This window comes from Bosea sp. F3-2 (assembly GCF_008253865.1).
Taxonomy (GTDB): domain Bacteria; phylum Pseudomonadota; class Alphaproteobacteria; order Rhizobiales; family Beijerinckiaceae; genus Allobosea.
Genome location: NZ_CP042331.1, coordinates 5,099,358 through 5,121,054, shown reverse-complemented (window position 1 = coordinate 5,121,054; position 21,697 = coordinate 5,099,358). Strand labels below are relative to the sequence as shown.

Below are 21,697 nucleotides of genomic sequence, written 5' to 3'. Positions count from 1 at the left end.
TTCAGATCAGGCCGACGGCCGTGACGGCCATGTCGATTGCCTTGATGCCGATGAACGGGACGATGATGCCGCCCACGCCGTAGACCAGCAGGTTGCGCGAGAGCAGCGCGCCTGCACCGACCGGCCGATACTTCACGCCACGCAACGCGAGCGGAATCAGCGCAACGATGATCAGCGCATTGAAGATGATCGCGGAGAGGATCGCGCTCTGCGGCGTGGCGAGCTGCATGAAGTTCAGCGCGCCGAGCTGCGGATAGAAGGCGATGAACATCGCCGGGATGATCGCGAAATACTTCGCGATGTCGTTGGCGATCGAGAAGGTCGTCAGCGCGCCGCGCGTCATCAGCAGTTGCTTGCCGATCTCGACGATCTCGATGAGCTTGGTCGGGTCACTGTCGAGGTCGACCATGTTGCCGGCCTCGCGCGCCGCCACCGTGCCGGTGTTCATGGCGACGCCGACATCGGCCTGGGCCAGAGCCGGCGCATCGTTGGTGCCGTCGCCGCACATCGCGACGAGCTTGCCCTTGCCCTGCTCCTCGCGGATCAGCGTGAGCTTGTTCTCGGGCGTGGCCTGGGCGAGGAAGTCGTCGACGCCGGCCTCGGCCGCGATGGCGGCAGCGGTCATCGGGTTGTCGCCGGTGATCATCACCGTGCGGATGCCCATGCGGCGCAGCTCCGCGAAGCGCTCGCGGATGCCGCCCTTGACGATGTCCTTGAGCTGGATGACGCCGAGCAGCTTGCCGTCGCGCGCCACGGCGAGCGGCGTGCCACCCGTCTTGGCGATCTCCTCGGCGATGCTCTGCACCTCGCGCGCCGCCTCGGCCTCGCCGCCGGTAGCGCGGACATGGGCGAGCACCGCATCGACGGCACCCTTGCGGATGCTGGAGCCGTCATGATCGACACCACTCATCCGGCTCTGCGCGGTGAAGGGCACGAAATGAGCGTTGAGCCCGACGAGATCGCGCGCCCGGATGCCGTGCTGCTCCTTGGCGAGCACGACGATGGAGCGGCCCTCCGGCGTCTCATCGGCAAGCGAGGCGAGCTGCGCAGCATCGGCGAGATCAAGCTCGCTGACACCCCGGACCGGCTTGAAGGCCGTCGCCTGCCGGTTACCGAGCGTGATCGTGCCGGTCTTGTCGAGCAGCAGCGTATCGACATCACCAGCCGCCTCGACGGCGCGACCGGACATGGCGAGCACGTTGAAGCGCACCAGCCGGTCCATCCCGGCGATGCCGATGGCCGAGAGCAGCGCGCCGATGGTGGTCGGGATCAGCGTCACGAACAGCGCAACGAGGACGATGACCGGGATCGCGCCGCCGGCATAGCTGGCGAAGCTCGGAATCGTCGCCGTCGCCAGCACGAAGATCAGTGTCATGCCGGCAAGCAGGATGTTGAGCGCGATCTCGTTCGGCGTCTTCTGCCGCTCGGCGCCCTCGACCAATGCGATCATGCGGTCGATGAAGGTCGAGCCCGCCGTCGCCGTGATGCGCACCCGGATCCAGTCCGACAGCACCTGCGTGCCGCCGGTGACGGCCGAGCGGTCGCCGCCGGATTCGCGGATGACTGGCGCAGACTCGCCGGTGATCGCCGCCTCGTTGACCGAGGCGATGCCCTCGATCACCTCGCCGTCGGACGGGATAATGTCGCCGGCCTCGACCAGCACGACGTCATTGAGCTTGAGGCTTGGGCCCGGCACCAGCGTGTACTTGCTGCGGTCCGCGCCGCTGAGCAGCTTGGCCTGGGTTTCCGCACGCGTCCGGCGCAGCGAATCCGCCTGCGCCTTGCCGCGCCCCTCGGCGACGGCTTCGGCGAAATTGGCGAACAGCACCGTGAACCAGAGCCAGAGCACGATCTGGAAGGAGAAACCGAGATGGGCCGCGCCGGCGAGCGAGTCGCGCAGCAGCAGGATCGTGGTCAGCGCCGAGACGACGGCGACGACGAACATCACCGGGTTCTTGGCAAGGCTGCGCGGATCGAGCTTGCGGAAGGCGCCGCCGAGCGCCGGGACGAGAATGCGGGCATCGAGGATGCTGCCGGACCTGGGATGACTCATGACGAAGGCTCCGTCGTGGCCTGTGGGCGGGACCCTTTCGGGTCAGACCGCCGCAAGCAGGAAAGAAAGGGTGTGGAAGACGATGGCGATCAGCAGGACCGCGATCGTCGCTCCGCAGATGAGGGTGGAAGGGCGAGGCCCGGTTTCGGTGGCATGGCACTTGTCCTCAGAAGCTCTGCCCGGCCAGCATCGCCAGGTGCTCGACGATCGGGCCGAGCGCGAGCGCCGGGAAAAAGGTCAGGCCGCCGACGATGACGATCACGCCGGTGAGCAGGCCGATGAAAAGCAGCCCGTGGGTCGGGAAGGTGCCGGCCGATTCCGGCACGGTCTTCTTGGCCGCGATCGAGCCGGCCAGTGCCAGCGCCGGGATGATGACGAGGAAGCGCCCCATCAGCATGGCCACGCCGATCGTCAGGTTGTACCAGACCGTGTTGCCGGAGAGCCCTGCGAAGGCCGAGCCATTGTTCGCCGCCGCCGAGGTATAGGCGTAGAGCACCTCGGAGAAGCCGTGCGGGCCGGCATTGGCGATCGAGGCGACGGCATCCGGCAGCACGACGGCGACGGCGGTGAAGCCGAGCATGGCGAGCGGCAGGCAGAGCACGGCGAGCATCGCCATCTTGACCTCCTTCGCCTCGATCTTCTTGCCGAGATATTCCGGCGTGCGCCCGACCATCAGCCCGGCAACGAAGACCGCGATGACGACGAAGAGAATGATGCCGTAGAAGCCGGCGCCGACGCCGCCCACGATGATCTCGCCGAGCATCATGTTGATCAGCGGGATCAGCCCGCCGAGCGGCATCAGGCTGTCATGCATCGCGTTGACCGCGCCGCAGGACGCGGCCGTGGTGACGACCGCGAACAGCGCCGAGAGCGTGATGCCGAAGCGCGCCTCCTTGCCTTCCATGTTGCCGCCGTCGAGGCCGAGCGCCTGGACCAGTGGATTGCCGGCGGCCTCGGCCCAGTAGCAGATGACGACGCCGGCGATGAACAAGAGCCCCATCACGGCGAGGATCGCCCAGCCCTGCTTCTCGTTGCCGACCATGCGGCCGAAGACATTGGTCAGGGCGGCGCCGATCGCGAAGATCGCGACCATGTGGACCAGGTTGGTGAAGGCCGTCGGGTTCTCGAAGGGATGCGCCGCATTGGCGTTGAAGAAGCCGCCGCCATTGGTGCCGAGATGCTTGATCATCATCTGCGAGGCGACCGGCCCCTGCGCGATCGTCTGCTGCGCGCCTTCGAGCGTCGTGGCGACGGTATAGGGATTGAGATTCTGCGGCACGCCCTGCCAGACGAGGACGAGCGTCCCGATCACGCAGATCGGCAGCAGGACATAGAGCGTCGCTCGCACGAGATCGGCCCAGAAATTGCCGATCGTCCGGGCCGAACGGCGCGCAAAGGCGCGGATCACCGCGACCGCGATGGCGATGCCCGTCGCCGCCGAGACGAAGTTCTGCACGGCAAGTCCCGCCATCTGGGTGAAGTGGGACATCGTGCTTTCGCCGGCATAGTTCTGCCAGTTGGTGTTGGCGACGAAGCTCGCAGACGTGTTGAAGGCGAGGTCGGCCGGCACCGCGCCCATCTCCGCCGGGTTGAAGGGCAGGACGCCCTGCAGCCGCTGCACCGCATAGAGCATGAGGAAGCCGGCGAGATTGAACAGCAGCATTGCCGCGACGTAAGCTGTCCAGTGCTGCTCCTCCTTCTCATGCGTGCCGGCGGCGCCGTAGAGCAGCCGCTCGACCGGGTACAGCACCGGAGAGAGCAATGTCCGCTCGCCCGCGAAGACACGCGTCATGTAGCCGCCGAGCGGCCTGACCAGGGCGACGATGATCCCGCAGTAGAGCAGGATCTGGATCCATCCGTTGAGGGTCATGGATGAGGTTCCGAATCTGAGGGGCTGCCGCCGTCAGAACCGCTCGGGGCGGATCAGCGCGTAGGTGAGGTAGGCGAGCAGGAACAGCGTCACCGCTCCGCCCAGGACATGGTCCAGAAGCATCCCGGCCTCCCCTAGAGCGCGTCGCAAGCGGCGACATAGGCGAAGGAGAGCCCGAAGAAGACGAGCCCGATGGCGAGTACGATGGTATCCATCATCGAATAACCCCGATGGTCGAGGCTGCCGGACCGGACGCCCGGCAGCGAGCACCGGCTCCATTGGGGTGGCACCGGCCGTTCGGGGCCAATATCGCGCCGAGGCCATAGCCGTTCGAGAGAAGGAGGCGGGCGCGGAAATAAAGATTTTATAGGAATTCTTCGGCCACTGCCCCGCGCGAATTTCGAACGACGGCGCCACCAGAAGCCGCCGGCCCTGCCGAAAACGCAGGGAAACCCCGTCGCCGGATCGCTTGTGAGCCGCCCGTGCGCCATGCCAGAAGCTGGCGCGAAATTGGGCAATAAGGCCCGCGCAGGAGGAGCTTTCCCATGAGCAACAGCAAGGATGTCTGGCGGCGCGTCGACGAGAAGGCGCCTGCCTACTTCGAGCTTTCCGATCGTGTCTGGCACATGCCCGAGCTGAACTATCAGGAGGTTCGCTCTGCCGCCGAACATCAGGCCATGCTGGAGCGCGAGGGCTTCCGCGTCACCACCGGCGTCGCCGGCCTGCCCACGGCCGTGGTCGGCGAAGCCGGCGAGGACGGTCCGGTCATCGCCATCATGGGCGAATTCGACGCGTTGCCGGGCCTGAGCCAGGAAGCCGGCGTCGCGAGCGAGACCCCGGTCGAGAAGGGCGGCAACGGCCATGGCTGCGGCCACAACATGCTGGGCTCGGCCTCGCTCCTTGCCGCCACCGCGGTGAAGGACTACCTCGCCGCCAACGGCATCAAGGGCCGCGTGCGCTACTATGGCTGCCCGGCGGAGGAAGGCGGTTCGGCCAAGGGCTTCATGGTCCGTGCCGGCGCCTTCGATGATGTCGATATCGCGCTGTGCTGGCACCCGGCCTCGTTCAATGGCGTCAACCGGCCCTTCTCGTTGGCCTGCGTCGAGATCGAGTTCACCTTCAGCGGCCGCGCCTCGCACGCCGCCGCAGCGCCGCATCTCGGCCGCTCCGCGCTCGACGCCGTCGAGCTGATGCATATCGGCGTCAACTACATGCGCGAGCACATGCCTTCGACGGCGCGCGTCCACTACGCCATCATCAATGCCGGTGGCATTGCGCCCAACGTCGTCCAGGCCACGGCGACCACGCGCCAGCTGATCCGCGCCGCCACGCTCAGTGAGATGTGGGACCTCGTCGCCCGTGTGAAGAAGATCGCCGAGGGCGCCGCGCTGATGAGCGAGACGACCGTCGCCATCAAGCAGCTTTCGGGTGACGCCAACCTCGTCGGCAACCGCCCGCTCGAGCAGGCGATGCAGGCCAATCTCGAGGCGCTGGGCGGTCCCGGCTTCGACGCCGCCGACCACGCCTTCGCCGCCAAGTTCCAGAAGACGCTGAGCAACGAGGATATCGTCTCGTCCTATGCCCGCTTCGGCCTGGCGCCGAAGGAGGGCGAGGCGCTGAGCGACGAGATCTATCCGCTCGGCGCCGGCAGCGACACCTCGGTCGGCTCGACTGATGTCGGCACGGTAAGCTGGGTCGTGCCGACCGTGCAGTGCCGCACCGCCTGCTATGCCGTCGGCACGCCCGGCCATTCCTGGCAGCTGGTGGCGCAGGGCCTCGCGCCTGCGGCCCATAAGGGTCTGGCGCTCGCCGCCAAGGCCATGGCGGGCGTCGCCGCCGACGTATTGAACGACCCCGCTTTGCTCAAGGCGGCGAAGGATGAGTTCGCGGCCTTCCGCGCCAGGAATCCCTTCGCCAACCCGATCACCGACGATGTCGAGCCGCCGCTCGACATGGCGGCACATTGACGCTCCTCCCGGCGGAGCGCGCGATGCATGTGAGCAAACCCGCTCGGTGACTTGCGCATTCGCTCCGCTGCGGGAATCAAGCGCGTCGTCACGCCGCTCGGCTGGGCGGGGCTTCATGCCCCTCCCATCCGGCGGATTTCTTTTTGCCGAAAGTAGGGGTCGATGAACCAGCCTGGCTTCTTCGAGATCATCGGCTTCGGTGCCAATGGCTGGGGCCCCGCGCTGCTGGCCGCCGCTGGCATGACGATCGCCGTCGCGATCTGCGGCTTTGCCCTCGGCGCCGTCATCGGCGCGCTCGGCGCCTGGGCCAAGCTCTCCGGCGGCCCGGTCACGCGCCGGCTCGCCGACGGCTACACCACCGTGCTGCGCGGCATCCCCGATCTTCTGGTCATCTACCTCTTCTATTTCGGATCGAGCGCGGTGCTGACCCCGCTCGGCCGGCTCATCGGCGCGACCGGCTTCATCAGCCTGCCCGGCTTCCTCGCCGGCGCGCTCGCCATCGGCGTCGTCTCAGGCGCCTATCACACCGAGGTCTTCCGCGGCGCCTATCGCGCCGTCTTGCGCGGCGAGATCGAGGCTGCCGTCGCCTGCGGCATGCGCCCGTTTCTGAGACTCAGGCGCATCATCGCCCCGCTGGTGCTGCGCTACGCGCTGCCCGGTCTCGGCAATGTCTGGCAGCTCGTGCTGAAGGAAACCGCGCTGATCTCCGTCACCGGCCTGGTCGAGATCCTGCGCCAGGCCCAGATCGGCGCCGGCTCCACCCGCCAGCCCTTCACCTTCTTCTTCATCGCCGCGATCCTCTACCTCGTCATCTCCTCGGTGTCGGGCTGGGGCCTGCGCACGGCGGAACAGTGCCTCACGCGCGGCCTCAGGAGGGCGTGATGGATTTCGCCTTCATGTATGAGACGCTGCTGACTCTGATCGCCGGCATCCCGCTGACGCTGAAGCTCGCGCTCGCTTCCGTTGCCTGTGGCTCGGTGCTGGCGCTGCTGCTCGCCCTGCTGCGCATGTCCGGTATCGCGCCGCTGGAGTGGTTCGCGCGCTTCTACGTCTTCATCTTCCGCTCGACGCCGCTGCTCGTGCAGATCTTCATCATCTATTACGGGCTGAGCCAGTTCCGCGAAGTCCGCATGAGCTTCGCCTGGCCCCTCCTGCGTGATCCCTATTGGTGCGCGCTGCTGGCGCTCTCGCTCAACACTGCCGCCTATGCCAGCGAAATCTTCCGCGGTGGCCTGCAGGCCGTGCCGGCCGGGCAGATCGAGGCGGCCCGCGCCGCCGGCATGACGCGCCTGCTGCTGTTCCGCCGCATCGTGCTGCCGCTCGCCATCCGCCAGGCCCTGCCCGGCTACGGCAACGAATTGATCCTGATGATCAAGGCGACCTCGCTCGCCTCGATCATCACGCTGATGGAGATCACCGGGCTCGCCGCCAAGCTGATCTCGGAGACCTACCGCGCCATCGAGGTCTTCATCGTGGCCGGCGCGATCTACCTCGTCATCAACTTCGTCGTGACGCGGCTCGTCCAATACGCCGAATACCGGCTGACGCCGCATCTGCGCCCGGCCCCCGGCGCGCCCGCGACCCTGACATCCGGAGCTTCCGCATGAGCGCCGCCCCCGAACGCCCCGTCGCGGTCTCGCTGGCCAATCTGCGCAAGACCTTCGGCTCGCTCGAAGTCCTCAAGGGCATCTCGCTCGAAGCCCGCGAGGGCGACGTCGTCTCGATCCTCGGCTCCTCCGGCTCGGGCAAGTCGACCATGCTCCGCTGCATCAACATGCTGGAGGTGCCGGACTCAGGTGACGTCACGGTCGCGGGCGAGACGATCCGCCTGCAGCAGACGCCGAACGGCACCAAGCCGGCCGATCCGCGCCAGGTCGACCGCATCCGCACCGAGCTCGGCATGGTCTTCCAGAACTTCAATCTCTGGTCGCACATGACCGTGCTGGAAAACGTCATCGAGGCGCCGATCCATGTGCAGGGTCGCCCGCGCGCCGAATGCATCGCCGAAGCCGAGGCGCTGCTCGCCCGCGTCGGCATCGCCGACAAGCGCAATCACTATCCGGCGCATCTCTCCGGCGGCCAGCAGCAGCGCGCCGCCATCGCCCGCGCGCTCGCCCAGCGCCCGAAGGTCATGCTCTTCGACGAGCCGACCTCGGCGCTCGATCCGGAGCTCGTCGGCGAAGTCCTGCGCGTGATGCGCTCCCTCGCCGAAGAGGGCCGCACCATGCTGGTCGTGACGCATGAGATGGGCTTCGCCCGCGACGTCTCCAGCAAGGTCGTATTCCTGCACAAGGGCGTCATCGAGGAGGAAGGCCCGCCGCAGCAGGTCTTCACCGCCAGCCGATCCGAACGCTTCCGCCAGTTCCTGGCGGGTTAAGCTTCAACCAGCGCGCCGCAACCGGCCGCTCCATCAGGGAAGAACCATGAAGACCATCGCAAAGCTGTTTGCGCTCGCCGCGCTCGGCGCCGCCGCATTCACCGCGCCCGTTCTCGCCCAGGCGCCGCAGAAGGTGCGGATCGCCACCGAAGGCGCCTTCCGCCCGTGGAACTGGACCGAGGCCAACGGCACCCTCGCCGGCTTCGAGATCGACCTCTACAAGGACCTGTGCAAGCGCGCCAATCTCGACTGCTCGATCGAGGCCCAGGCCTTCGACGGCATGATCCCGGCCCTCAACGCCGGCAAGTTCGACGCGATCATGGCCGGCATGTCGGTCACCCCGAAGCGCGAGGAGGCGATCCTCTTCTCGAACCCCTACGGCTCGACCGGCCAGACCTTCGCCGTCATCAAGGGCAGCCCGCTCGCCGATCTGCCGGACACCGGCAAGATCTTCCACCTGGCTGCCGACGAGGCCGGCGCACTCGCCGAGATCGAGAAGCTGAAGCCGCTGCTCAAGGGCAAGATCATCGGCGTGCAGACCTCGACCATCAACGGCGCCTTCCTCGAGAAGTATCTGAAGGGCGTCGTCGAGATCCGCGAGTACAAGACCACCGAGCAGCATGACCTCGACCTCGCCGCCGGCCGCGTCGACCTGATCATGGCTTCGATGGCCTACCTCTCGACTGCCGCCAAGAAGGTCGGCAACGAGGACATGGTCGTCGTCGGCCCGCGCTTCCAGGGCGGCATCGTCGGCAAGGGCAGCGCCATCGGCCTGCGCAAGAGCGACACCGAGCTGAAGGCGAAGTTCGACAAGGCGATCGCCGAGGCCAATGCCGACGACACGATCAAGACCCTGAGCGAGAAGTATTTCGGCTTCGACGTCACGGTGCGCTGAGGCATCTCATCCTGCGCGGCCGTCCGATAGCGGCTGCGCAGCTTTTTACGCGCAGTGTCAGCCGCCCTGCCGGCCGGTGATCTCGACGCGCATCGCCGGCTTGGTCGCTTTGAACTCGGCGACGGCCGCCGCAGCGAGGTCGGAAATCGAATCAGACCCACGCGACATCTGTTGCAGGATGATGCGTCCAAGACGATCCCGCGCTTCCACTTCAAGCTCCGCATCCGTTCGCGCATCATAGTCCAGCGCAGCCCAGGCTCTGGCCTGCGCGGCTTCTGCGACGAGAAGCTCCTGGGAATTCAAGACACCGGGAAAGCGGAAATTCGGGGTAAGCATCATCGATTCGAACATGGCCGGGCAACGGATATAGGGACGGCGAGGTTCCCGGCAAGCCAGGCGGAATTGCGGCCACGCCCTGAACACCTGCTGTGATGCGCCGTCGGCGATGACCTTCGCCCCCCTGCAAGAACGGCATTCCCCCACAACAACAACAACGAACCCTGCACGCGCGAGGAACGCGAACCCGATGCTCGACGTTCTGCTACGGGCTGTGGTGGCGCGCCGATCGCTGACAGGCGCTGCAACACGAGACAAATAAACAATCAGTCCAATTTGGACTGATTGTCCAAATTAAACTTGACCCGCCAGCCGCCCAGGCTCACAGATCGGGCACCCGCCCTGCCCAGCGACGGCAGGGACCGATGTCGCGTTGCCGGAGGCTCTCGTGAAGTTCGACATTTTCCAGATGGAGCGGAACCAGACGCTCTTCGAGAACGACGTCGAGATCAACCTGACCGAGAGCGGTGTTCACCCCTGGGCGATCGAGGATATTCTGGGCGAGCAAGCCGCGCGCGATCTGCTCAGGCAGCCGCTCGGCTATGGCTGGACCGACGGCCGGCCGGACCTGCGCGCCAACATCGCCTCCTGGTATCCGGGCGCTACGGCCGCCAATGTGCTGGTGACCAACGGCTCCTCCGAGGCGACGATGATCGCGCTGATGGCGCTGTTCGAGCCCGGCGACGCGCTCGTCTTCGCCCTGCCGAACTTCATGCAGATCGACGGCCTCGGCCGGGCGCTCGGCTTCGACATCCGCCGGCTGGAACTCTCCGGCGAAAGCGACTGGCAGATCGATCCCGAACATCTTGCCCGCGTTGCGGCCGGTGCCAAGGCCATCGCCGTCACCAACCCGGCCAACCCGACCGGCAGCGTGCTCGCGCCTGCGAGCCGCGCCGCGCTCGTCGAAACGGCGAAGCGCAACGACGCCTGGCTTATGGTCGACGAAATCTATCGCGGCGGCGAGATTGAGGGCGCAGAGACGGAGACGCTCTGGGGCAGCTATCCCAAGGTCGTCGTCACCAGCAGCCTGTCGAAATCCTTCGCCTGCCCCGGCCTGCGCCTCGGCTGGATCGTCGCTCCGCCCGCGATCGTCGCGGCCGCGGCCGAGCGGCAGGACTACACCACCATCGGCAGCGGCATCCTCAGCCAGATCCTCGCGGCCGAGGTAATGCGCCCCGAGACGCGCGGCCGCCTGCTCGCACGCGGTCGGGATTTGCTGCGCAGCAATGCCGACCTTGTTGCGCAATGGATGGCGCAGCATAATGACTGGTCCTGGCGGCGGCCACAGGCCGGCGGGATGGCCTTCCTGCGCTATCCGCTCGACATGCCCTCCGAGGTCTTCTCGCAGAAGCTGCGCGAGGAGGAGAGCGTCTTCGTCGTCGCCGGAAGCTGGTTCGGCATCGAGAGCCATATCCGCATCGGCATCGGCGTGCCGACCGAGACGCTGCGGGAAGGGCTGGCGCGCATGGACCGGTTTCTGGCGCGGCTGAAGGGCTGAGCAAAGAGCCTCGCCTTCACCCACGCCGTCATTCCGGGGCGGCCCGCAGGGCCGAGCCCGGAACGGCGAGGAGTGCCGTTCAGCCCGCGATCCCGTCCAGCACGACGCGGGCGATGGCGATGTCCTGAACCGCGAGCCCCGTCAGGTCAGCGATGGTGATATCGCCGTCCGAGCGACGCGCCGGCACCTGCCCGGCCAGTACGGCGCCCAGTTCGACGCAATCGCCCGCATCGATCAGCCCGACAGCCGCGGCAGCGGCGAACTCGCCATGGTCGAGACTCTGCTCCAGTGAATCCGCGATCCGGGTATCCGCAAGCGCCACCAGCGCGCTGTCCAGCTCCTGCTTGCCGGGCGCATCGGCACCGAGCGCGGTGATATGCGTCCCCGGCTTGATCCAGTCGTCACGGATGATCGGCGCGGCGGCCGGCGTCACCGTGATCAGCGCGTCCGATTGCGCGCACAGCGCTTCAAGTTCGGTCACCGGCTCGACGGCGATGCCATCACGTTCGAGATCGCGCCGCAGCGCCTCCAGCCGCTCGGGCGAACGCGCCCAGACCGCAAAACGCGGCTTTCGTTCGCGTAGCAGATGTGCGGCGGCACGAATCTGGAAACGTGCCTGCGTGCCGGCCCCTACGATCCCGATCCGGCGCGCATCTGCCCTCATCCCTGCGCGGGTCGCGATGGCGCCGGCCAGCGCCGTCCTGAGATCGGTGAGCCAGCCCTCGTCGCGCAGGATCGCGACGACGGCGCCGGTCTCGGCCGAGAGCGCGATCATCATGCCACTCGTCGTCGGCAGGCCCTTCGCCGGATTGTCGTAAAAGCCCGTCGCGATCTTCACCACGAAGATCGGGTCGCCGGCGATGTGGCCGAACTTGATGTGGCAATCACCGTTGTGTGCGGGGAAGCCGAGAAAGCCGACCGGCGGCATCTGCACCTGGCCGGCCGCAGCGGCCTTGAACCCCTCCTCCAGCGCGGCAAAGGCACGGTCGAGATCGACGGCTGCCTCGATCTGCGCCCGCGTCAGATCAAGCATCCGGGGTCTCGTTGGCCTGGTTCAGGTAGTTGTAGACGGTCGCACGGGCGAGTCCGAGGATGCGCGAGATATAGGCTGCCGCATTGCGGCCGCCGAAGGCGCCGTTGGCGGCGAGATCCGCCACCAGCTCGCGCTTCTCGGCCCGGCTGAGATTGGTCACGGCGAGCCCGCGCGCCTGCGTCCATTGCTGCACGAACTCGTTGATGCGCTCGTGCCAGTCTTCCTTGAACAGCGCCTGCGGCTTCTCCGTGCCCACCGGCACGGTCGCAAAGGCGGAAAGGGTCTGCATCAGCGCATGGAAATGCGAGACATCGACATTGATGCAGAGCACGCCGGCTGCCTTGCCTCCGGCCGAGAGCACGATGCTGATCGACTTCAGCCGGCGCCCGTCCCAGTTCACCTTCTCATAGGGGCCGATAATCGTCTCGTTGGGATCGAAGCCGATCTCGTCGAGCAGCGAGGGCTCGCCCAGCACGCGCTGCGAGAAATTGCCGGCGATATGCACGACGCTCTGCGAGGCGAGATCGTGCAGCACGACCTCGGCATGCGGCCGGAACAGCAGCGCGACTGCATCGCAGACGGCCAAGTAAGGAGCGAGTTCCGGCGTCATGCTTCCCCCAGGACCGGCGTCAGCGCGGCTGCGACTTCAGATAGTCGCTCAGGCGCTCGAGCCCGGCCGAGAGATGCTCACCCGGCGCGCCGATGCCGACGCGGATATAGCCGTCGAGCCCGTAGACGTCGCCCGGCAGCAGCATGATGCCGCGCTCCTCGCGCAGTCGATGCACGAGCTGGGTCGAGTTCATCGAGTGGCTGTACTTGATGAAGGCCATGCCGCCGGCCTTCGGCGGCACGAAGGAGAAGAACGCGTCATTCGCCTTCACCCAATCGCTCAGCAAGGCGAGGTTCTGCCGCAGGATGGTCTTGCTCCGCTGCAGGATCTCGGCGCGCTTCGCCGGCTGGACGACGATGCGGGCAATCTGCTCGCTCAGCGCGCTCGTCGTGATCGAGGTGTAGTCCTTGTTCTGCCAGGCCGTGTAGATCTCGGCAGCCGGCCCGACCAGCCAGCCGATCCGCAAACCCGGCAGCGCCATCGCCTTCGAGAGGCCGCTGGTGATGATCGCCTTCTCATAGAGATCGGCGAAGCTCGGCGGCTCGTCGGTTTCGAGTTCAGCGCCCTTGTAGACCTCGTCGGCATGGAGGTAGCAGCCCTGCGCCCGGGCGATGGCGACGAGCGCGTCCATCGTCTCGCGCGACAGCAAACTGCCCGTCGGATTGTTCGGGTTGCAGATCGTCATCAGCTTGGTGCGCGGCGTGATCGCCTTGCGGACCTCGTCGAGATCGGGCGTCCAGCCCAGTTCCTCGTGCAGCTTCACCTCCTTGACCGTGGCGCCGATCGCCCGCGCCCAGCCCCAGATCTGCAGGTAGTTCGGCACGAAGACCACGATCTCGTCGCCCGGCTCGATCAGCGACATCACCATCAGGAAATTCGCTTCGGCCGAGCCATTGGTGACGATCACCTCGTCGGCGGTCCGGTTGCGATAGAGCTTGGCGATATCCTCGCGCAGCTCGACCGCGCCATTGGTCCAGCCATAGCCGAGCTCGACCTCCATCAGCTTGGCGCGCTCATCGGCGCTGAGCAGCTCGTTCAGCGAATAAGGATGGACGCCGCTGTCGGAGAGATTGAACTCGACGGTGTTCTCATAGAGCGACTGGATGCGCTCCAGGCTGAATTCTTCGATCTTCATGCTGCCCATCCCGCGGCGACCAATCCGCCACATTTCCCGCGAGTATGATGGGCATCATTTGGACGTCAAGGTCGATTTTGGAATTTACAGTCCAATACGCGGTTGCTATCCCTGTGCAACCGCTTCACAGCCGCTCCCGGAGAGCCGTCATCATGTCCGACCAGACCACCGGCGCCAACAAGATGTGGGGCGGTCGCTTCACCTCCGCCCCGGCCGATGTGATGCGCCGGATCAATCCCTCGATCGGCTTCGACTATCGGCTTTACCGACAGGATATCGCCGCCTCCAAGGTCCATGCCGCGATGCTCGCCCGCCAGGGCATCATCGCCGCGGCTGACAACGAGCGCATCCAGGCCGGGCTCGACCAGATCCGCGGCGAGATCGACCGCGGCGAACTCGAATTCAGCATCGATCTCGAAGACATCCACATGAACGTGGAAGCGCGCCTCAAGGAGATCATCGGCGAGCCGGCCGGACGGCTGCACACCGCCCGCAGCCGCAACGACCAGGCCGTCACCGATGTCCGCCTGTGGATGCGCGACGCCATCGACGGGCTCGACGGCGTGATCCGCGACCTGCAACAGGCGCTGATCGAGCGGGCGAGCGAGCATGCGGAAACGATCATGCCCGGCTTCACCCATCTCCAGGTCGCCCAGCCCGTGACCTTCGGCCACCATCTGATGGCCTATGTCGAGATGTTCGGCCGCGACCGCGAACGGCTCGCAGGCGCGCGCCAGCGCACCAATGTCTCGCCGCTCGGCGCCGCCGCGCTGGCCGGCACCGCCTTCCCGATCGACCGGCATGTCACTGCGGAACAACTCGGCTTCGCCCGCCCGACCGAGAACTCGATGGATTCGGTCGGCTCGCGCGACCATATCTGCGAGTTGCTGTTCTGCTGCTCGATGCTCGCCGTGCATCTCTCGCGCCTCAACGAGGAGATCACGCTCTGGTGCAGCGACGGCTTCCGCTTCATCGCGCTGTCCGACGCCTTCACCACCGGCTCCTCGATCATGCCGCAGAAGCGCAACCCGGACGCCGCCGAGCTGGTGCGCGGCAAGACCGGCCGTGTCGTCGGCTCGCTCACCGCCATGCTGATGATGGTGAAGGGCCTGCCGATGACTTTCATGAAGGACATGCAGGAGGACAAGGAGCCGATGTTCGACGCGCTGGAGACGGTCGAGCTCTGCGTCGCCGCCACCACCGGCATGGTCCGCGACCTGACGGTGCGACCCGAAAACATGCGCGCCTTCCTCGATCGCGGCTTCCCGACCGCCACCGACCTCGCCGACTGGCTGGTGCGCGAGGCCGGCGTGCCCTTCCGCGACGCCCACCACATCACCGCCCGCATCGTCGCGCTGGCCGAGGCGAAGGGCTGCACCTTGCAGGCCCTCGACCTCGACAGCATGCGCTCGATCGATCCGCGCATCGGCGCAGCGGTCTTCGAAGTGTTGGCGCCGGAGCATTCCGTCCGCAGCCGCCGCAGCTATGGCGGCACCGCCCCCGATACCGTGCGCGAAGCGATCACGCGGGCAAAGCAGCGCTGGCTGGCAGAGGGCTGAGCGATCTGATCGCTCGCACTGCCACCACGCCGTCATCCCGGGCTTGCCCCGGGATCCATCGTAGGGCGCCGCGCTTTACGATGGATCCCGGATCGGCGCCGCTTCGCGGCTTGTCCGGGATGACGGAGTATTTTCTTTCAACGTAGATACGCCCAACGCATCCCGACGGTCGCCGTCCCGCAAACTTTGCGGGATCAAACCAGCCGCCTTTCTGGCTATGGAAGACGGCGTCGACCGATTCGGCCGGGGCTGAGGAAACGAGCGCGGAGCCAAGCAGCTCCACGGCGGGGGAGAGATGATGGAACACGTCTGGTTGCGTGGGGTGGCCGAGCAGTTCGGCATCGATGGCGGGCTGCGGCAGCTCGGCGGCGAGTACGATCTCAACTTCCGCGGCCGGACGCCTGAGGGCGACGTCATCATCAAGGCGATGCGTCCGCAGGGCGAGCCCGCTTTGGTCGACCAGCAATGCGCTGCGATCAGCCACGTGCTGGCCGCCGATCCGACATTGCCGCTGCCGCGCCTTCTCCCGGCCGAAGGCCGCCGTTTCTGGCAGAACGTCGCGGATGCCGAAGGCCGCCAGCGCATGGTCTGGGTCCAGCGCGCCTTTGACGGCATCCCGATGGGCGAGGCCGGGCCGCAGACGCCCGCAATCCTCTCCGAACTCGGCGCGCTGACCGCGCGGCTCGATCTCGCTTTGCGCGATTTCAAGGTCACGGCCTCGCCCGATGCGGCAAAGTGGGACCTGACCAAGGCCGGTTGGATCAAGCCGCATCTCGACGTGCTCGAAGGCTCGCGCCGCAAGCTCGTCGCGGAGATCGTCGCCGCCTTCGAGGCCCTGCAACCCGCGCTCGACCGGCTGCCGCAGCAGACCATCCACAACGACCTCAACGACTTCAATATCCTCGTCCAGCCGCGCCTCGGCGAGCCCGCCGGGATCAGTGGCCTGATCGACTTCGGCGACATCACCAATGGTCCGCGCGTCTGCGAGATCGCCATCGCCGCGGCCTATGCCATCCTCGACCACGAGACGCCCGAGGCCGCGCTCGCCGCCTTCGTCGCCGGCTATCACGCCGTCTCGCCCTTGAGTGCCGAGGAGATCGGCCTGATCTGGCCGCTCGTCCGCATGCGGCTCGCCGTCAGCGTCGTGAACTCGACGATCGAGGCCAAGAGCCGCCCGAGCGACCCCTATGTCACCATCTCGCAGGCGCCGGCTTGGCGGCTGCTGGAAAACCCCGCGATCGACGGCGAATTGATGGGCGCCCGCCTGCGCAATGCCTGCGGCCTGCCCGTCACCGACACCGCCGGCCGCATCGCAAGCTGGATCGCCGGCCAGCGCGGCAGCTTCGCGCCGGTGCTGGGCCGTGCCCTCGACGATCTCCCGGTCGGCTCGCTGGCCATCGCCGACGCAACGGTCCCGCAGAATCCCTTCAGCATGCGCGCTGACGAGGCCCGGAACCTCGGCCCCGCCATCGGCATCACCTCGCAGTGGTGGATCGGCCAATATGGCGAGCCGCGGCTGGTCTATACCGACAAGGCCTTCCGCAAGGGCCCTTGGCTCGCTTCGAACCGCCGCACCATCCATATGGCGGTCGACATCTTCGCCCCTGCCGGCGAGCCGGTCCGCGCGCCTCTGGCCGGCCGGGTCGCGCTGGCCGAGAACCGCAAGCGCCATCTCGACTATGGCGGCGTCGTCATCCTCGAGCACCGCACGCCCGCGGGCGATGTCTTCCATACCCTCTACGGCCATCTCGCCGCCGATGGCGCGGCGAAGCTGAAACCGGGCCAGGAGATCGCAGCAGGCGAGGCCTTCGCCAGACTCGGCCCGGCCGAGGAAAATGGTGGCTGGGAGCCGCATCTGCATTTCCAGCTTGCGCTGACGCTCGACGGCATGGGCCATGACTGGCCGGGCGTCGCCGACCCCGACGACTGGGCGCTCTGGCAGGCGATCTGCCCGAACCCCGCAGCCTTGCTCAACCTGCCGGACGAGCGCGTCGCCTACGAGCCGATCGACGAGGCCGCGCTTTTGGCCGAGCGCAAGGCCCGCTTCGGCGCCAATCTCAAGCTCAGTTACAAGAGGCCGATCACCTTCTTGCGCGGCTGGCGCCACCATCTCTTCGACACGATGGGGCGGCCCTATCTCGACGCCTACAACAACGTGCCGCATGTCGGGCACGCGCATCCGCGCATCCGTGCCGTCGCGATGGACCAGCTCGCGCGGATGAACTCCAATACGCGCTACCTGCACCCCGCGCCGATGGCGCTGGCCGAACGCCTTACCGCGAAGCTGCCGAAGGAGCTTGAGGTCTGCTTCTTCGTCAATTCCGGTTCGGAGGCGAACGAACTGGCGCTGCGCCTCGCGCGCGCCGCAAGTGGCGGCTATGACATCGTCACGCCCGATCACGGCTATCACGGCAACACCACCGGCGCGATCGACATCTCCGCCTACAAGTTCAACAAGCCGAACATGGGCGGCCGCAAGCCCTGGGTGCAGCTTATCGACGTCGCCGATGACTATCGCGGCCGCTTCCGCCGCGACGATCCCGACCGGTCGCTGCATTATGCGCAGCAGGTCGACGGCGCGCTCGCCGCCATCGCGGAACGCGGCGGCAAGGTCGCCGGCTTCATCGCCGAGACCTTCCCGAGCGTCGGCGGCCAGATCATCCCGCCGCCCGGCTATCTCGCCGCGGTCTATGAGCGCATCCGCGCTGCCGGCGGCGTCTGCATCGCCGACGAGGTGCAGACCGGCCTCGGCCGCCTCGGCGATTACTATTTCGGCTTCGAGCAGCAGGCGGTGCGTCCCGACATCGTCGTGCTCGGCAAGCCGCTGGGCAACGGCCACCCGATCGGCGCGGTCATCACGACCCGCGCCATCGCCGAACGCTTCGCCGAAGGACCGGAGTATTTCTCGACCTTCGGCGGCTCGAACCTCTCCTGCCGCATCGCCTCCGAGGTGCTCGACATCGTCGAGGAGGAAGGGCTCTCGGCCAACGCCAAGGTGATGGGCGAGCGCCTGCTTTCCGGGATGCGCGAGCTGGCGAAGGACTATGCTAGCGTCGGCGACGTGCGCGGTATCGGCCTCTTCCTCGGCCTTGAACTGGTCACGGATCGCGAGACGCTCGAGCCCGCGACCGATGCGGCAGCCCATGTCATGAATCGCCTGCGCGAGATGCGCATTCTGGTCGGGCGCGAGGGGCCGGCCGACAACATCCTCAAGATCCGGCCGCCGCTGACGATCGGCGCGGATGATGTCGAGATGATCCTCGACCGGCTGAGGATCTGCCTGCGCGAGGTCGAGGTGGCGCGCTGAGCCGCCTCAGCCGACCTTCGGCTCCTGCTGCAGCGTGTAGCGGAAGTTGCAGTGGGTCGCGCCGCCCATGATCGTCTGCGTGCGTTCGAGCGTAATGCGCGGGTCGTAGCCCGTGCAAAAGACGCCGTCGCGATTACAGGAGAGCAGATGGCCGATCTTGCCGAGCCCCATCTCGCGATAGGTCTCGGCATAGCGACAGCGATGGACGTTGTAGTCGAATTCAGTGTCCGTCGCCTTGACCACTTCGATGACGAGCGCGTCGTCCTGCGTCCACAGCGCCTGCAGTTCCTGGAAGCTGCGCAGGCTGGTGCCGCCCGGCGTCTTCGCCGCGAAGGATTGCCCGGCCGCGATCGCAGCCTTGCGGATCGCCTGATCAAGAATCGATTGCGCCATCTCCTCGCCAAGGCGCTCGCGCATCTCCTCATAGATCGGCGCTATGATGCCCGCTTCGATCCGCCTGCGGGCCAGGATGCCGATCTCACCGTCGAAGACCGGGTTATCGCCTTGCTCGGCCGGTTTCTCCGTCTCGTTCATCGCCCGCCTCCATTCCTCTGCATACGGCAGGGTCAACTTAGAACATGCGGAGCTGCGCGGAAAACACGTCGTCAGCTCGACCGAAACCCGCGGCGCGGCGGCGAGGGCAGGAAATCGAGCTTCTCCTCGATCACGGCGCCGTCGTCGGAGACGATGGCGAACCAGCGGCGGTTGCCGCAATGCACGAAGAGTCGCCAGCGGCCCTGATCCTCGCCTTCGCCGCGCTCGACGCGGCTGGTCACGAGGCCGCGGCGCTGCATGCTCAGCCATTCCTCTGCCGACCAGCCGAAGCGGGCCGCGATGCGCTCGGCGTCCAGCACGAAGGCCCCGCTGGCGTCGCGGAGGATCGGGAACCCTGCCGGGTCAGCGCGCTCCTGTTCCATCATCCGATTCCGGAGATACGGCCGGAGGCGGCATGATCCGCAGCGTCTCGGCCAGACACAGGAAGAGATGATAGAGGACGCGGGACGGCAGCGATACCGGCAGAGGCTGACCGGCATGATCGAGCTGGTTGTGCCAGAGCCCGGTCCGCGCATCGACGAAATGGCGAAACATCAGCTCGATATGCTGCGGCAGTCGTGCGCCGGCGTCTTCGTCCCCGGCGAACTCGAAGCGCGCGCCGAGCGCCTTGATGAACTCGGTCTGCGGCCAGAGCAGCTTCGTCAGGGCAACAACGGCGCCATTCGGGTCCACGCCGTCAAGCACCAATGGCGGGCATCCCGGATCACGGTCGAGCCCCTGCGTGAGGCCGAAGCAGTAGAGCCCGTCGGCAAGCGCGCGCGCCTTGTCCCAGCCGGTCAAGCGGTGATGGTGATGCAGCAGCCAGACCCATTCGAACTGGTGGCCGGGCTCGCGCAGCCGGCCGGCATCGCCCGCAACGGGCTGCCAGTCCGGCGTGAAGAACTCGCCCAGCGCACCATTCGCATCGATGAAGCGCTCCGCCGCAAGCTGGACGATGCCGTCGGCTGCGTCGAACCAGCGCTGATCGCCGGTCGCTTCGGCCAAAGCGTGGAAGGCTTCGAGCAGATGCATATGCGGGTTCTGCCGGCGCGGCAGCGTGCCGAGATCATCTTCCGCATAGCCACCTAGCGGCGCGGAGAGCTCCGACTCGATCAGATCCATCGTCGCCCCCGCCAGGCGGATGGCCGCGGCGTCGCCGGTCGCCCGGTGATAATGCGCGCAGCCGAAGAGCACGAAGGCGAGGTCGTAGAGGTCGCGGCGCGGGACGCTCGCCCCACCATCGGGGAGGAAGCGCTTCGGCACATAGCCGTTGGCCTGATGCGTCTTCAGGAGAAGCGCGAAGCCATGGCGCGCCGCCTCAAGCGCCGGCCCGCTTCCGCTCAACCGAGCAGCGTGGCTGAAGGTATAGGTCAGGCGCGCTGTGGTGAGCGCGCCGCGATCGGGTGCTGCGAGCGGCCGGCCCTCCGCCGTAAACTCCTCGACGAAGCCGCCTGCCTTGCGATCGACCGCGCGCGCGATCCAGGCCGGGATCAGCGTCTCGTAGGTCCAGCGCTGCAGGCCGGCGGGCGACAGGTCGAGCATGGACCGCCTCAATGCGCCTGCGTCTGCGCGTGCAGGATCTGTCCGAGAAACTTCCGGGTGCGCTCGTTTTGCGGCGCAGTGAAGAACTGGTCAGGCGGCGCCACTTCGACGATCTCGCCGGCGTCCATGAAGATCACCCGGTCGGCGACCTTCCGCGCAAAGCCCATCTCATGGGTGACGCAGAGCATGGTCATGCCGCTCTCGGCGAGCTCGACCATGACGTCCAGCACCTCGCTGACCATCTCCGGGTCGAGCGCCGAGGTCGGCTCGTCGAACAGCATGATCTTCGGGTTCATGCAGAGCGAACGCGCGATCGCGACGCGCTGCTGCTGGCCTCCGGAGAGCTGGACCGGAAACTTGTTCGCCTGCTCCGGGATATGGACGCGCTCCAGGATCCTGCGGGCGTTTGCTTCGGCCTGAGGCCGCGGAATGCCGCGCACCTTCATCGGCGCGAGCGTGCAGTTCTCAAGCGCCGTCAGATGCGGGAACAGGTTGAAGCTCTGGAACACCATGCCGATCTCGCGGCGGACATTCTCGATGCCCTTCAAGCCGGCATGGACGGTCGTGCCGTCGACGACGATCTCGCCCTTCTGGTGCTCTTCGAGCTGGTTCAAGCAGCGGATCAGCGTCGACTTGCCGGAGCCGGACGGCCCGCAGATGACGATGCGCTCGCCCCGCGACACGGTGAGGTCGATATCGCGCAAGACGTGGAAGTCGCCATAGAACTTGTCGACCTTGCGCATCTCGATGATCACGTCGCCGATCTCATGGTCGGCGGCGGAAGGGGCGGTCGCGGACATCTGCAAAAACCGTTCTGGATTGGGGGGCGGGAGATGCGTCCGGCAAGGCCGGCCGCATCCGTTTCCGCAGAATCTGGTGCGATTTTACAGACCACGGGTCATCCCGGCCGCAGCGAAGCGGAGAGCCGGGATCCATGCCTGAGCCTCTGTCGGGAAGCGCTCTGGCATGGATCCCGGGTCA

General features: G+C 66.8%; 20 protein-coding genes. 8 read left to right on the top strand and 12 right to left on the bottom strand.

Going from position 1 to position 21,697, the window contains the following annotated elements; all coding sequences use genetic code 11:
• Position 1: 1 nt before the first annotated feature.
• The 4 genes from kdpB to FQV39_RS33295 all read right to left on the bottom strand — a co-directional run bounded on the left by kdpB (position 2) and on the right by FQV39_RS33295 (position 4,213).
• The gene (gene kdpB, locus FQV39_RS23615; RefSeq protein ID WP_149132521.1) at positions 2 to 2,053 is read right to left on the bottom strand and encodes a potassium-transporting ATPase subunit KdpB; all 2,052 of its coding nucleotides are present in this window, start codon (positions 2,051 to 2,053) and stop codon (positions 2 to 4) included.
• Positions 2,054 to 2,219: 166 nt separating this feature from the next.
• Positions 2,220 to 3,923, bottom strand: a complete 1,704-nt coding sequence (gene kdpA / locus FQV39_RS23610; protein WP_149132520.1) for a potassium-transporting ATPase subunit KdpA — start codon at positions 3,921 to 3,923, stop codon at positions 2,220 to 2,222.
• 33 nt (positions 3,924 to 3,956) lie between these two features.
• On the bottom strand, positions 3,957 to 4,046 hold the full coding sequence (locus tag FQV39_RS23605; protein WP_149132519.1) for a K(+)-transporting ATPase subunit F: 90 nt from the start codon (positions 4,044 to 4,046) through the stop codon (positions 3,957 to 3,959).
• Between the two features lie 11 nt (positions 4,047 to 4,057).
• Positions 4,058 to 4,213: a hypothetical protein gene (locus FQV39_RS33295; protein ID WP_187640034.1), complete on the bottom strand. Its 156-nt coding sequence runs from the start codon at positions 4,211 to 4,213 to the stop codon at positions 4,058 to 4,060.
• Between the two features lie 255 nt (positions 4,214 to 4,468).
• Here FQV39_RS33295 and FQV39_RS23600 point away from each other — a divergent pair, with 255 nt between their 5' ends.
• The 5 genes from FQV39_RS23600 to FQV39_RS23580 all read left to right on the top strand — a co-directional run bounded on the left by FQV39_RS23600 (position 4,469) and on the right by FQV39_RS23580 (position 9,162).
• Positions 4,469 to 5,890, top strand: a complete 1,422-nt coding sequence (locus tag FQV39_RS23600) for an amidohydrolase (protein WP_149132518.1) — start codon at positions 4,469 to 4,471, stop codon at positions 5,888 to 5,890.
• 162 nt (positions 5,891 to 6,052) lie between these two features.
• A complete protein-coding gene (locus FQV39_RS23595; protein ID WP_149132517.1) occupies positions 6,053 to 6,772 on the top strand; it encodes an ABC transporter permease in 720 nt (239 codons plus the stop codon).
• Positions 6,772 to 7,497, top strand: a complete 726-nt coding sequence (locus FQV39_RS23590) for an ABC transporter permease (protein WP_149132516.1) — start codon at positions 6,772 to 6,774, stop codon at positions 7,495 to 7,497. The genes FQV39_RS23595 and FQV39_RS23590 overlap by 1 nt, the downstream gene beginning before the upstream one ends.
• Positions 7,494 to 8,267: an ABC transporter ATP-binding protein gene (locus FQV39_RS23585; RefSeq protein ID WP_149132515.1), complete on the top strand. Its 774-nt coding sequence runs from the start codon at positions 7,494 to 7,496 to the stop codon at positions 8,265 to 8,267. Before FQV39_RS23590 ends, FQV39_RS23585 begins: the two co-directional genes overlap by 4 nt.
• Positions 8,268 to 8,313: 46 nt before the next feature.
• Positions 8,314 to 9,162, top strand: coding sequence for a transporter substrate-binding domain-containing protein (locus FQV39_RS23580; RefSeq protein ID WP_149132514.1), 849 nt, complete (start codon positions 8,314 to 8,316; stop codon positions 9,160 to 9,162).
• 57 nt (positions 9,163 to 9,219) lie between these two features.
• On the opposite strand, the gene FQV39_RS23575 is transcribed toward FQV39_RS23580, so the two are convergent.
• On the bottom strand, positions 9,220 to 9,513 hold the full coding sequence (locus FQV39_RS23575) for a hypothetical protein (RefSeq protein WP_149132513.1): 294 nt from the start codon (positions 9,511 to 9,513) through the stop codon (positions 9,220 to 9,222).
• Positions 9,514 to 9,886: 373 nt separating this feature from the next.
• Between FQV39_RS23575 and FQV39_RS23570 the strand changes: the two genes are divergently transcribed.
• Entirely contained in the window at positions 9,887 to 10,996 is a 1,110-nt protein-coding gene (locus FQV39_RS23570; RefSeq protein WP_149132512.1) for an aminotransferase class I/II-fold pyridoxal phosphate-dependent enzyme, read from the top strand.
• A gap of 79 nt (positions 10,997 to 11,075) precedes the next feature.
• On the opposite strand, the gene FQV39_RS23565 is transcribed toward FQV39_RS23570, so the two are convergent.
• The 3 genes from FQV39_RS23565 to FQV39_RS23555 are packed head-to-tail and all read right to left on the bottom strand — an operon-like array spanning position 11,076 to position 13,774.
• Entirely contained in the window at positions 11,076 to 12,029 is a 954-nt protein-coding gene (locus tag FQV39_RS23565) for an ornithine cyclodeaminase family protein (RefSeq protein WP_149132511.1), read from the bottom strand.
• Complete coding sequence (locus FQV39_RS23560) at positions 12,022 to 12,639, bottom strand: helix-turn-helix transcriptional regulator (protein WP_149132510.1); 618 nt, start codon at positions 12,637 to 12,639, stop codon at positions 12,022 to 12,024. The genes FQV39_RS23565 and FQV39_RS23560 overlap by 8 nt, the downstream gene beginning before the upstream one ends.
• A gap of 19 nt (positions 12,640 to 12,658) precedes the next feature.
• Entirely contained in the window at positions 12,659 to 13,774 is a 1,116-nt protein-coding gene (locus FQV39_RS23555) for an aminotransferase class I/II-fold pyridoxal phosphate-dependent enzyme (protein WP_149132509.1), read from the bottom strand.
• A gap of 152 nt (positions 13,775 to 13,926) precedes the next feature.
• Here FQV39_RS23555 and argH point away from each other — a divergent pair, with 152 nt between their 5' ends.
• Both argH and FQV39_RS23545 read left to right on the top strand, forming a co-directional pair.
• Complete coding sequence (argH, locus tag FQV39_RS23550) at positions 13,927 to 15,333, top strand: argininosuccinate lyase (RefSeq protein ID WP_210251137.1); 1,407 nt, start codon at positions 13,927 to 13,929, stop codon at positions 15,331 to 15,333.
• A gap of 295 nt (positions 15,334 to 15,628) precedes the next feature.
• Positions 15,629 to 18,640 (top strand): aminotransferase class III-fold pyridoxal phosphate-dependent enzyme, encoded by a 3,012-nt coding sequence (locus FQV39_RS23545; protein ID WP_210251136.1) that lies wholly within the window; start codon positions 15,629 to 15,631, stop codon positions 18,638 to 18,640.
• A gap of 6 nt (positions 18,641 to 18,646) precedes the next feature.
• Here the strand turns inward: FQV39_RS23545 and FQV39_RS23540 are convergent, their stop codons facing one another.
• The 4 genes from FQV39_RS23540 to FQV39_RS23525 all read right to left on the bottom strand — a co-directional run bounded on the left by FQV39_RS23540 (position 18,647) and on the right by FQV39_RS23525 (position 21,459).
• Complete coding sequence (locus FQV39_RS23540) at positions 18,647 to 19,174, bottom strand: L-2-amino-thiazoline-4-carboxylic acid hydrolase (protein WP_149132508.1); 528 nt, start codon at positions 19,172 to 19,174, stop codon at positions 18,647 to 18,649.
• 71 nt (positions 19,175 to 19,245) lie between these two features.
• Entirely contained in the window at positions 19,246 to 19,560 is a 315-nt protein-coding gene (locus tag FQV39_RS23535; RefSeq protein ID WP_248313116.1) for a DUF6522 family protein, read from the bottom strand.
• Complete coding sequence (locus FQV39_RS23530) at positions 19,538 to 20,716, bottom strand: AGE family epimerase/isomerase (protein WP_149132507.1); 1,179 nt, start codon at positions 20,714 to 20,716, stop codon at positions 19,538 to 19,540. The genes FQV39_RS23535 and FQV39_RS23530 overlap by 23 nt, the downstream gene beginning before the upstream one ends.
• Before the next feature lie 8 nt (positions 20,717 to 20,724).
• Complete coding sequence (locus FQV39_RS23525; RefSeq protein WP_472840660.1) at positions 20,725 to 21,459, bottom strand: amino acid ABC transporter ATP-binding protein; 735 nt, start codon at positions 21,457 to 21,459, stop codon at positions 20,725 to 20,727.
• Positions 21,460 to 21,697: the final 238 nt, after the last annotated feature.